9 protein-coding genes are annotated in these 12,318 nt (G+C 62.4%); 4 read left to right on the top strand and 5 right to left on the bottom strand.

The annotated features are described in order from the left end of the window. Positions 1-30: 30 nt before the first annotated feature. The 5 genes from AC3WJP_RS27030 to AC3WJP_RS27010 form a co-directional block, all read right to left on the bottom strand. The gene (locus AC3WJP_RS27030) at positions 31-1,434 is read right to left on the bottom strand and encodes an OprD family outer membrane porin (RefSeq protein ID WP_493722549.1); all 1,404 of its coding nucleotides are present in this window, start codon (positions 1,432-1,434) and stop codon (positions 31-33) included. Positions 1,435-1,498: 64 nt separating this feature from the next. After that, positions 1,499-3,094, bottom strand: coding sequence for an ABC transporter substrate-binding protein (locus tag AC3WJP_RS27025; RefSeq protein WP_493722550.1), 1,596 nt, complete (start codon positions 3,092-3,094; stop codon positions 1,499-1,501). Between the two features lie 219 nt (positions 3,095-3,313). After that, entirely contained in the window at positions 3,314-4,912 is a 1,599-nt protein-coding gene (locus AC3WJP_RS27020; RefSeq protein ID WP_493722551.1) for an ABC transporter substrate-binding protein, read from the bottom strand. 253 nt (positions 4,913-5,165) lie between these two features. After that, positions 5,166-6,755 carry an ABC transporter substrate-binding protein gene (locus AC3WJP_RS27015; protein ID WP_493722552.1) on the bottom strand — a complete coding sequence of 530 codons (1,590 nt, stop codon included), beginning with the start codon at positions 6,753-6,755 and terminating at the stop codon, positions 5,166-5,168. 120 nt (positions 6,756-6,875) lie between these two features. Next, positions 6,876-7,574, bottom strand: coding sequence for an SIMPL domain-containing protein (locus tag AC3WJP_RS27010; RefSeq protein ID WP_493722553.1), 699 nt, complete (start codon positions 7,572-7,574; stop codon positions 6,876-6,878). 169 nt (positions 7,575-7,743) lie between these two features. On the opposite strand from AC3WJP_RS27010, the gene AC3WJP_RS27005 reads away from it, so the two are divergent. From AC3WJP_RS27005 to AC3WJP_RS26990, 4 genes are all read left to right on the top strand, one after another. Next, positions 7,744-9,009 (top strand): ATP-binding protein, encoded by a 1,266-nt coding sequence (locus tag AC3WJP_RS27005; RefSeq protein WP_493722554.1) that lies wholly within the window; start codon positions 7,744-7,746, stop codon positions 9,007-9,009. Beyond that, positions 9,002-9,562, top strand: coding sequence for a response regulator transcription factor (locus tag AC3WJP_RS27000; RefSeq protein WP_226507405.1), 561 nt, complete (start codon positions 9,002-9,004; stop codon positions 9,560-9,562). Before AC3WJP_RS27005 ends, AC3WJP_RS27000 begins: the two co-directional genes overlap by 8 nt. A gap of 82 nt (positions 9,563-9,644) precedes the next feature. Beyond that, positions 9,645-11,375: an ABC transporter ATP-binding protein/permease gene (locus tag AC3WJP_RS26995; RefSeq protein WP_493722555.1), complete on the top strand. Its 1,731-nt coding sequence runs from the start codon at positions 9,645-9,647 to the stop codon at positions 11,373-11,375. 105 nt (positions 11,376-11,480) lie between these two features. After that, entirely contained in the window at positions 11,481-12,230 is a 750-nt protein-coding gene (locus AC3WJP_RS26990) for a FadR/GntR family transcriptional regulator (protein ID WP_493722556.1), read from the top strand. Positions 12,231-12,318 lie beyond the last annotated feature (88 nt).

Here is a 12,318-nt window from a genome sequence, read left to right as displayed (position 1 = left end):
CCGATCCGTCGAATCGACCGCAGCCGTGGGTTACAGCAGGTTGAATGGAATCTGCGTGACCACGCGCAGCTCTCTCAGGCTGCCATCGGCCTGATTGGCGCTGGCGCGGTGGGTCGCATAAGTCGCCTTGATACGGCTGTTCTTCAGGGCGCCGCTCTGGATCACGTAGCTGGCGCCGATGCCATACTCGACGTGTTTTTCGCCATCCATCTTCAGCACGTCATAGGCACCGCCCTTGTAGTGCGTACCGTCGATGCCCCAGCCGCGGGCGGTGTAGATGTTCATCGCCAGGCCCGGCACGCCGTAGCCGGACATATCCAGGCCATAGGCGAGCTGCACCGACTTCTCGTTGGGCCCGTTGAAGTCCGAGAACAGCGAGTTGGCCAGGTAGATGCCGTTGGTTTCATGCAGGTAATCGAAGTACTCGTTACCGTCCACCTCCTGATACGCCAGCATCAGGCTGTGGGCCTTGTGGCTGGCGGTGAAGCTCAGGCTGTAGGTGTTGTTGTCGATGGCGCCGAGCTTGCGCTGGCCGGTGTCGCGGGTCTTGTAGTAGTTGAACGCGGTATCGAGTTGCAGGCTGGCGTTGTCGCCGGCCGAGTGCGCGATGTTGAGGTAGTACTGGTTCCAGAAGTCCTTGACGCTGGCGGCGTAGAGCTTGGTGCCCAGGTTGTGGAACGGCTGATAGCTGAGGCCAGCCAGGGCCACCCGATCCGCCGTGATCGAGCGGTCGGCGTATTCGCTGACGAAGCGCGTCTGGCTCTGCTCGGTGCGCGGCGAGACGCGGTCGAAGGCGGCGAAGTCGAACGTCAGGTTGTCGAACTCGGCGCTGTTGATGGCCAGCCCTTCGAAGCTCGAGGGCAAGGCGCGGTTGCCGATCACATCGACGATGGGCGAGCTGTAGGCCATGCGCCCGGCTGTCAGTGTGGTGTTGGAGACACGGGCCTTGAGGTTGGCCAGGCCCAGCTTGCTCCATTGCTTGACCGCGTCGCCGTCGCTGTGGGTAAGGGTGCGGTTGCCGCCGCCGGCGATGCGGCCTTTGCCCTGCTGCAGGGCGATTTCGTTATAGGCCGCAACTTGCGCCGCGATGCCGACGGTGCCCTGGGTGAAGCCCGAGTTGTAGTCGAGCACCGTGCCTTGGGTCCAGGTTTCCCGCAGGCGCGTGGTTTCGCTGCGGCCATTGCCCTTGTTGATGGAAAAGCGCGTGTCGCGCTGGGTGCGTTCCTGGGCGAAGAAATTGCGCGTCCAGCCGCTCAGGGATTGCTCTTCGACGAAGCCCTTGGCGTCGGCCTGGGCATTGGTGCTCTTGAAACGGGTGGCTTGAAAGCCACGGCCCTCGACTTCGGGGGCGGTTTCGGCCTCGGATCGTGCTTCAGCGCCGAGGCTGAAGGTGCCGATGGACAGGGCCAGCAGAGAAATCTTCTTGAAATGCATGGTGTCGCTCCTTTTCTTATTAACCCCGGACGTCTTGGTGCGTTCGGGAACTGCACGGTGAATCTCAATCAACGAGCGAAACGCCGCTGAAATCGTTGCGCCCGAATGGGCTGACATGGAAGTCGGCGACCTTGACGCTCAGCGGCTGGCTGACCGTGGAGTGGGCGATCGGGGTCATCGGCACCTGACTCCTGAGGCGTTGCTGGGCCTGTTTGTACAGGTCGCTGCGAGCCTCGCGGTCGGTCAACTGCTTGGCCTTGGTCACCAGCGCGTCATAGGGCGCGTCGCACCAGCGGCTGGCGTTGTTGGACCCGACCGCAGCGCAGCTGTAGAGGGTGCCCAGCCAGTTGTCCGGATCGCCGTTGTCGCCGGTCCAGCCCATGAGTGCGACATCGTGTTCGCCGTTCTTCACGCGCTTGAGGTACTCGCCCCACTCGTAGCTGACGATGCGCGTCTTGATGCCGACCTTGGCCCAATCGGCCTGCAGCATCTCGGCCATCAGCTTGGCGTTGGGGTTGTAGGGGCGCTGCACAGGCATGGCCCAAAGGGTGATCTCGGTGCCCGGCTTGACCCCGGCGGCTTCCAGCATGGCCTTGGCCTTGACCGGATCGTAAGAGGCGTCCTTGATGCTGTGGTCATAGCCCCACTGCGTCGGCGGCATGGCATTCACCGCGCGCTGGCCGGCGCCTTGGAACACGGTATCGAGGATCGCCTGCTTGTCGACTGCCATGTCCAGCGCCTGACGCACCTGCAGTTGATCGAACGGCGCGCGCTCGACGTTGTAGGCGACGTAGCCGAGGTTGTAGCCGGCCTGCTCGACGACCTTCAGCTTGGGGTCCTGCTTGAGCGCCGGCAGATCCGCCGGACGTGGGTTGAGGGTGACCTGGCATTCGTTCCTGCGCAGCTTCTGCATGCGCACCGAGGCATCGGTGTTGATCGAGAAGATCAACTGGTCGAGCTTGACCTGGCTCGGGTCCCAATAGCCTTTGTGCGCCACGTAGCGGATCTGCGAGTCCTTCTGGTAGCGCTGGAAGGCAAAGGGCCCGGTGCCGATCGGCTGGTGGTTGATGTCGCTCGGCTTGCCGCGGTCGAGCAGTTGCTGGGCGTACTCGGCGGACAGAATCGAGGCGAAGTTCATCGCCAGGTTCTGGATGAACGCGGCGTCGACTTCCTTGAGGGTGAACACCACCGTCAGCGGGTCGGTCTTCTCGATGTTGGCGATGTTCTCGTGCAGGCCCATGCCGACGAAGTACGGGAACTCGGTGGCGTAGGCCTGGCGGAACGGGTGCTGTGGGTCGCGCATGCGGTTGAAGGTGAACAGCACGTCGTCGGCGTTGAAGTGGCGACTGGGCACGAAGGCCTTGCTGCTGTGGAACTGGACCCCTTCGCGCAGGTGGAAGGTATAAGTCAGGCCGTCTTCGGAAATGTCCCAGCGTGTTGCCAGCGCCGGGATGGCCGCGGTGCCGCCTTTTTCGAACTCGGCGAGGCGGTTGTACAGCGGCTCGGCGGCGTCGTTGTCGGTGCCGCCGGTGTATTGCGCGGTATCGAAGCCCGCCGGGCTGCCTTCGGAGCAGAACACCAGGCTGCTGGGTGCGGCATGGCTCAGGCCGGATTGCGCGGCGAGCGCAAGGGTCGTGGCGAACATGAAAGCGTGACGCATGGCTTTTCCTTCTTGTCGTTGGGGGAGAACTGCCCCCGGAAACTAAGTAGCCATGGAGGTCGTGTAAATCAGAGGAATCGCCGCAGCTTGTAGGAAAAATCTGAGGGCCCCGTCAGAGCTGGGCGAAAATCTTGCAGGCGTCATCGCAGCGTTGTTTTTTTCAGGCCGGCCGCTCCCCGTGCAGCACCCGAAGGCACTGCAAAGGTCGCGGTGGGGGGATTACTTGATGCTGACGCCGTAGAACGAGTTCAGACCGAAGGGGCTGATCTTGAAGTCCTGGACGTTGTTGCGCATCGGTTGGTAGACGGTGGAGTGCGCGATAGGCGTCATCGGCACCTGGCTCTTCAGGTACTTCTGCGCCTGTTCGTACAGCTCGGTACGCTTGGCTTGATCCGGGGTGGACTTGGCCTGCTTGATCAGCTTGTCGTAAACCGGGTCGCACCATTTGCCGAAGTTGTTGCCGTTGACCGCGTCGCAGCCGAACAGGGTGCCGAGCCAGTTGTCCGGGTCACCGTTGTCGCCACTCCAGCCAATGAGCATGGCGTCGGTCTCGCCGGCCTTGGCGCGCTTGATGTACTCGCCCCATTCGTAGCTGACGATCTTGGCCTTGATGCCGATCTTGGCCCAGTCCGACTGCAGCATTTCAGCCATCAGCTTGGCGTTGGGGTTGTACGGACGCTGCACGGGCATGGCCCACAGCTGGATTTCGGTGCCATCGGCAACGCCGGCCTTTTTCAGCAGGGCCTTGGCTTTTTCGACGTCCATGGGGGCGTCCTTGATGCTCTTGTCGTAAGACCATTGGGTCGGCGGCATGGCGTTGACCGCCAGTTGGCCGGCGCCTTGGTACACCGAGTCGATGATCTGCGGCTTGTTGATCGACATGTCCAGCGCCTGACGCACTTCGAGCTTGTCGAGCGGCTTGTGGGTGACGTTGTAGGCGATGTAGCCGAGGTTGAAGCCGGCCTGTTCAGGCATCTTCAGGTTCGGGTCTTTCTTCAGCGGCTCGATGTCGGCCGGGCGCGGGAAGAGGGTGACCTGGCACTCGTTCTTCTTGAGCTTCTGCATGCGCACCGAGGCGTCGGTGGTGATGGCGAAGATCAGGTTGTCGATCTTCACGTCTTCAGGCTTCCAGTAGCTCTTGTTGCCGACGTAGCGGATGTTGGAGTCTTTTTGATAGCTCTTGAACGCGAACGGGCCAGTGCCGATCGGCTTCTGGTTGATGTCCTCGGGCTTGCCTTCCTTGAGCAGCTGCGCGGCGTATTCGGCGGACTGGATCGAGGCGAAGCTCATGGCCATGTTCTGGATGAAGGCGGCGTCGACTTCCTTGAGGCTGAACTTTACGGTGCTGTCGTCGACCTTCTCGACCTTGGTGATGTTGTCGTTCATGCCCATGTCGGTGAAATACGGGAACTCGGTGGGGTAGGCCTTGCGGAACGGCATGTCCTTGTCGAGCATGCGGTTGAAGGTGAACAGCACGTCATCGGCGTTGAAGTCGCGGGTCGGCTTGAAGTAGTCGGTGGTGTGGAACTTGACGCCCTGGCGCAGATGGAAGGTGTAGGTCAGGCCATCCGGGGACACATCCCAGCTGGTGGCCAGGCCCGGCTCGACGGCGGTGCCGCCACGCTCGAACTGCGACAGACGGTTGAAGATGGTTTCAGCCGAGGCGTCGAAGTCGGTACCGGTGGTGTACTGGCCAGGGTCGAAGCCCGCGGGGCTGCCTTCGGAGCAGAACACCAGGTTGGTCGCCGCCTGGGCGAAGGGGGTACTGGCGAGCAAACCTGCGCCGAGAATGAACGGAATGACCGCGTGTTTGAGCATGGTGGCCTCAGTGTTGTCATTTTAATTAAGAGGGCGACCTTATGAGTCGTCCCTGCGGATACTTATGCAGGGCTCATACCGTTGCAATGCCTAAGGGCGGGAGAAGGGCAAAAATGTAGTACGGGCGTACTGGAATGTCGCTTGTGTATAACTAATTACAATCTTGTATGTGCAAGTAAAGACGAGGTTGCGGCATTTGCCCGGCGTGGCGCCCCATCTCGAAGCCGAAGGCTCTGAAATGGGGCGCCGAGGCTCAAGGCTGCAGGCTGACGCCGTAAAAAGGCGTCAGACCGAAGGGGCTGATCTTGAAGTCGCGGACCTCTTTGCGCATGGGCTGGTAGACCACCGAGTTGGCGATCGGGGTAATCGGCACCTGGGCCTTGAGGATCTGCTGGGCCTGCTGATACAGGCGCACGCGGGTGTCGCGGTCGCTGGTAGTCTTGGCCTGCTGGATGAGCTTGTCGTAGGCCGGGTCGCACCATTTGGCGTAGTTGCTGCCCTTGACGGCGGCGCAGCTGTAGAGCACGCCGAGCCAGTTGTCGGGGTCGCCATTGTCGCCGGTCCAGCCGTAGATCATCACGTCGTGCTCGCCGGCCTTGGCGCGCTTGATGTACTCGCCCCATTCGTAGCTGACGATATTGGCCTTGATGCCGATCCTGGCCCAGTCGCTCTGGATCATCTGCGCCGACATCCGCGCATTGGGGTTGGAGGCGCGCTGTACCGTCATGGCCCACAGATTGATCTCGGTGCCGGGGGCTATGCCCGCTTCCTTGAGCAGGGCCTTGGCCTTGTCCGGATTGTAGGGCGCGTCCTTGATGGACGGATCGAAGGACCACTGGCCCGGCGGCAAGGCATTGCTCGCCAGTTGTCCGGCCTGGCCATATACCGCCTTGATGATCGCCGGCTTGTCGATGGCCATGTCCAGCGCCTGACGCACCTTGAGCTGATCCAGCGGCTTGTGGGTGACGTTATAGGCCAGGAAACCGAGGTTGAAACCCGGCTGATGCAAGACCTGCAGGTGCGGATCCTGCTCCATCAGGGTGATGTCGCTGGGGCGTGGGTAGCCGCTGACCTGGCATTCGCCGGTCTTGAGCTTCTGCAGGCGCACGGCCGGATCGGTGTTGATCGAGAAGATCAGGTTGTCGATCTTCACGTCCTCGGGCCTCCAGTAGCTTTTGTTGGCCGTGTAGCGGATCTGCGAATCCTTCTGGTAGCGCTTGAACACGAACGGGCCGGTGCCGATGGGCTTCTGGTTGATGTCCTCGGCCTTGCCCTGCTTGAGCAACTGGTCGGCGTATTCGGCGGACTGGATGGAGGCGAAGCTCATGGCCAGGTTCTGGATGAACGCGGCGTCGATGTGGTTGAGCTTGAACACCACGGTTTGCGCGTCGGTCTTGTCGACCGAGGCGATGGTGGTGTTGAGGTCCATGTCGGAGAAGTACGGCGACTCCGATGGATAGGCCTTGCGGAACGGCTGGTCGGGGTCGAGCAGGCGGCGGAAGGTGAACAATACGTCATCGGCGTTGAAGTCGCGGCCGGGGGTGAAATAGTCGGTGGTGTGGAACTTGACGCCCTGACGCAGGTGGAAGGTATAGGTCAGACCGTCCGGGGTGACGTCCCAGCTTGTCGCCAGGCCTGGCTCGACTTCGGTGCTGCCGCGCTTGAACTGGGTCAGGCGGTTGAAGACCGTTTCGGCCGAGGCGTCGAAGTCGGTACCGCTGGTGTACTGGCTGGGGTCGAAGCCGGCGGGGCTGGCTTCGGAGCAATAGACCAGGGTGCTCGCGGCCTGGGCCAGAGGGGCGCAGGCGAGCAGGGCGGTGGTCAGAAGCAGGGGTTTGAGCATTGCGGGTTCTCCGGGGGAGTCAGGACCATTGCCGTTGATGCGGATGGCGCCTTCGCGGGCAAGCCCTGCTCCTACACTGTGGGAGCGCAGCTTGCTGGCGAAGAGGCCGGTGCAGTCACCTCAAGGCATCTGCACTTCAATAGTACCGTCGGCGTTGATGCTGACATCGCTGGTGCCGGCCTCGACATCCGGGGTCACGGCGTCGCTGGCGCGGGCGGCTTTCATCATCATCGGCGCGCGGGCGAAGGGCTGTGGGTAACCGGCACTGTTGAGGTTGAGGTTGACCACCTTGTAGCTTTTGCCACCCAGCGCATCGGTGGCGAGCTGGGCGCGGGCCTTGAAGGCCGCCACGGCGTCCTTGAGCAGGGCGTCTTCGCTGGCCTTGCGCGTGGCCGGGGCGATGCTGAAGTCCATGCCACCCATTTTCAGTTGGGTCAGCAGCTCGCCGGTGAGCTTGGACAGGGCCGGAAAGTCGGCGCTTTCGAGGCGCAGCTCGGCGCGCTCGCGCCAGCCGGTGATGGCCTGGCCCTTGTCGTCATAGATGGGGTAGCTGTTGCGGCTGCCCTGGCGAATGGTCACGGCCTTGACCTGCCGGGCCTCGGCCAGCGCCTTGTTGAGGGTTTCGCTGATCTGGCCGGCGAGTTTGCCGGCGTCGGCGTCTTGCGCCTCGGTGTAGAGGGTCACCATCATCAGGTCGCGGGGCACCTCCTGGCTGACTTCGGCGCGCAGGGAAATCTGGTTGTAGCGCGGCTCGTCGGCCAGCGCCGGCAGGCTGATCAGCAGACTGGCGCCGAGGATCAATGGGGTCGTGCGAAGCATGGGCGGTCACTCCTTGTTGTCGTGTAGTAGGGTGCAAGGGTATGCCAAACAGAGTTCGAAGGTGCAGGTGGGTTCCCTGGATATGTGGCCGTTTGCCGCATCGCGCCGCTGAAAGGGTACGATTTGGTTATACTTGCCGATCCACGTGGAGCACTCATCAGGAGAGCTCATGCTCGCCCCCGTATTACCACTGTCCGCTACCCGTCAGAATCTCTGGCGCCTGACCTTCGTACGCATCCTGGTACTGGCCGCACAAGCTGGCTCGGTGGGCTTCGCCTATCTGACCCATTTGCTGCCGCTGCCCTGGCTGGCGCTGAGCGTGACCCTCGGTTGCTCCATGGGCCTGTGCCTGCTGACGGCGTTGCGCCTGCGCACCTCCCTGCCGGTCACCGAACTGGAATACGCCGTGCAACTGGCCTGCGATCTGTTGATCCACAGTGCGCTGCTGTATTACTCGGGGGGCTCCACCAACCCCTTCGTCTCCTATTACCTGGTGCCCTTGACCATCGCGGCGGTCACCCTGCGCTGGGTGTATTCGCTGATCCTCACCGGAGTCGCGCTGGCCTGCTACACCTTCATGCTGGTCAGCTTCCACCCGCTGGAACCCACTGTGATCGGTCGCGAAAGCATGCAGATCTACGGCATGTGGCTGAGTTTCGCCCTGGCCGCGGCGGTAATCACCTTTTTCGCCGCGAAAATGGCTGAAGAGTTGCGCCGCCAGGAGCAACTGCGCGCCGAACGCCGCGAGGAAGGCCTGCGTGACCAGCAATTGCTGGCGGTGGCCACCGAGGCCGCCGGCGCCGCCCACGAGTTGGGTACGCCGCTGTCGACCATGAGCGTGCTGCTCAAGGAAATGCGCAAGGACCACCCCGACCCCGAGCTGCAGGAAGACCTGTCGATCCTTCAGGACCAGGTCAAGCTCTGCAAGGAGACCCTGCAGCAGCTGGTCCGCGCCGCCGAGGCCAATCGTCGCCAGGCGGTGGTCGAGCAGGAGGTGACCTTCTGGCTCGACGAGGCGCTCAACCGCTGGCACCTGATGCGTCCCGAGGCCACTTATCGGTTCGCGCGCCTGGGCGAAGGCGCCGTACCGACCCTGGCGCCCGCACCGGACCTGACCCAGGCCTTGTTGAATCTGCTCAACAACGCCGCCGATGCCTGCCCTGACGACCTCGGCGTGAAGGTCGACTGGGACGATGAAAACATCTTCATCCATATTCGCGACCGCGGGCCCGGCGTCCCGGTAGCAATTGCTGAACAAATAGGTAAACCTTTCCTGACCACCAAAGGAGGCAAGGGCTTCGGCCTGGGCCTTTTTCTGAGCAAGGCCAGCGTGACTCGCGCAGGCGGCTCGGTAAAACTCTATAGTCATGAAGAGGGCGGCACATTGACCGAGCTGCGCCTGCCCCGTGACGCCCGAGGAGACAGACATGAGTGATGAAAACCAGGTAGAAAGCGAAGAGCTGCCGCACCTGCTGCTGGTCGATGACGACGCTACCTTTACCCGCGTCATGGCCCGCGCCATGAGCCGCCGCGGCTTTCGGGTGAGCACCGCCGGGTCCGCCGACGAAGGGCTGGAGATCGCCAAGGATGATCTGCCCGATTTCGCCGCCCTGGACTTGAAGATGGAAGGGGACTCCGGCCTGGTGCTGCTGCCCAAGCTGCTGGAACTCGATCCGGAAATGCGCGTGGTGATTCTCACCGGCTATTCCAGCATCGCCACCGCGGTCGAAGCGATCAAGCGCGGCGCCTGCAACTACCTGTGCAAGCCGGCCGACGCCGACGACGTGCTGGCCGCGTTGCTCACCGAGCACGCTGACCTCGACAACCTGGTGCCCGACAATCCCATGTCGGTCGACCGCCTGCAATGGGAGCATATCCAGCGCGTACTGGGTGAGCACGAGGGCAATATCTCGGCCACCGCCCGCGCGCTGGGCATGCACCGCCGCACCCTGCAGCGCAAACTACAGAAACGCCCGGTTCGGCGCTGAGCGCCTGCCCTTCGCTATCCCCTGCAGCCCGGGCGCCCAGGACGGGCCACTGTGGCTGGCTTTCTGGTAATCGAGCCTGAATATGAATCGAAACGCAGAAACCACGGCGGGTAATGACGCCGTACGCGGTGATTTTTTTCGTAAGGTCTGGAAGCTCATCGTGCCTTATTGGCGCAGCGAGGAAAAAGGCAAGGCCTGGGCGCTGCTGATCGCGGTGATCGCCCTGTCGTTGTTCAGCGTCGGCATCTCCGTCTGGTTGAACAACTGGTACAAGGATTTCTATAACGCCTTGCAGGAAAAGAACCAGCCCGAGTTCTGGCACCTGATCCTCAATTTCTGCGGCATCGCCGCCGTCGCCATCCTGGGTGCAGTGTATCGCCTGTATCTGACTCAGATGCTGACCATCCGCTGGCGCAAGTGGCTCACCGAGCAGCACTTCAGCCGTTGGCTCGAGCACAAGAATTACTACCATCTCGAACGCCGCTATCACACCGACAACCCTGACCAGCGCATCAGCGAAGACCTCAACAGCTTTACCTCCGACACGCTGAGCCTGAGCATCGGCTTGCTGCGCAATATCGTCAGCCTGGTGTCGTTCTCGGTGATTCTGTGGGGCGTGTCGGGCGACATCGAAGTGTTCGGCTTCAATATTCCCAGCTACATGTTCTGGTGCGCGTTGCTCTACGCCATCGTCGGCAGCTGGTTGACTCACCTGATCGGCCGCCGTTTGATCGGCCTGAGCAACCGTCAACAGCGCTATGAAGCGAATCTGCGTTTCTCGATGATTCGCGTGCGGGAAAACTCCGAGAGCATCGCGCTGTACAAGGGCGAGGCCAACGAGCATCAGCAGCTGAGCAATCGCTTCGGTGACATCTGGCGCAACTACTGGTCGACGATGCGGGTGCAAAAGCAGCTGACATTCTTCACTGCCGGCTACAGCCAGATCGCCATCGTGTTCGCCTTTGTCGTCGCGGCACCGCGTTATTTCGCCGGCAAGATCGAGCTGGGCGGGCTGATGCAGATCAACTCGGCATTCGGCAGCGTGCAGGAGAACATGAGCTGGTTCATCGATGCGTATACCTCCTTGGCCAGTTGGCGCGCAACCAGTGATCGTCTGTTGAGTTTCCGCGAGGCCATGGATGCCAACGAACGCAATCCGCAAGCGATCGCCGTGCAACAGCAAGGCAGTTCGTTGGTCATCAACGACCTTGATCTGGATATCGGTCAGACCCGCCATTTGCTGACCGGTGCGGCCATGACCGTGACGCCGGGCGAGCGGGTGATGATCAGCGGTCGCTCGGGCAGTGGCAAAAGCAGCCTTCTGCGCGCCATGGGTGAGCTTTGGCCCGAAGGCGGCGGCAGCATTCGCTTGCCCGAAGGACGCTTGCTGTTCCTGCCGCAGAAGCCCTATCTGCCGATCGGCACCCTGCGCGAAGCGCTCAATTATCCGCAGGCGGGCGATGCCTACAGCGATGAGAGTTATACACAGGCCCTGACCGATTGCCGCCTGGAACAACTGATTCCACGGCTGGACGAGGAGCAGCACTGGCAAAGCCTGCTGTCGCCCGGTGAGCAGCAGCGCCTGGCATTTGCCCGCGCCTTGCTGTTCAAGCCGCAGTGGCTGTTCATGGACGAGGCGACGTCGGCCATGGACGAAGAAGACGAAGCTGCACTGTACGAGGGGCTGACCAAGCAATTGCCCGGTTTGAGCATCGTCAGCGTCGGCCATCGCAGCAGCCTCAACCGCTTCCATCCGCGCCGCGTGCGGATCGAATCCGGACAGCTGCAGGCGCAGGGCCCGGTCATGGTTTGATACGCCTGCGTCAACAGTGAACTGTAGTCGTACAACCGCGATGCGCTATGATGGCGAAATCAATCGTATGTCACCGCCCGATGGCTATAACGGATAAGCAGAACCATGGATAACCAGAGCGCCCAACCTCGCGCCCGTCGCAAACCCCGCAGCCTCGCTCAGGAGCTGGTCACTGTGCTGTCCGAGCGGATCCGCAGTGGCGAGCTCAAACGTGGCGACAAATTGCCGACCGAGTCGGCGATCATGGAAGAGCAGGGCGTCAGCCGCACCGTGGTCCGTGAAGCGATTTCGCGGCTGCAGGCGGCGGGTCAGGTCGAAACCCGCCATGGCATCGGCACCTTCGTGCTCGACACGCCGAGCCCCAGCGGTTTTCGTATCGATCCGGCGACCATCGTCACCTTGCGTGACGTGTTGGCGGTGCTCGAACTGCGCATCAGCCTGGAAGTGGAATCGGCAGGGCTCGCCGCCACGCGCCGTACCGATGAGCAGTTGCAGGCCATGCGCAATGCCCTGGATGCACTCAACGACAGCGCCGCCCATGCGCGGGATGCGGTGGCTTCGGACTTCCAGTTCCACCTGCATATCGCGCTGTCCACCGGTAACCGCTATTTCACCGACATCATGACGCACCTGGGCACCAGCATCATTCCTCGTACCCGGCTGAATTCGGCGCGTCTGGCTCATGATGACCAGCAGCACTACATGACCCGCCTGAGCCGCGAGCACGAGGAAATCTTCGACGCCATCGCGCGTCAGGATCCGGATGCCGCCCGCGCAGCCATGCGCCTGCACCTGACCAACAGCCGCGAGCGCTTGCGTCAGGCCCATGAAGAAGCCGAGAAAGTCCCAAGCTGATCGCCTCCAATCCCTGTAGTGAGGGGGGGGGGGGGGGGGGGGGGGGGGGGGGGGGGGGGGGGGGGGGGGGGGGGGGGGGGGGGGGGGG

The organism is Pseudomonas sp. GW821-FHT01A09, from assembly GCF_058986725.1.
Note: the sequence above shows the minus strand (reverse complement) of the source record. Positions and strands in the feature narration are given on the sequence as shown.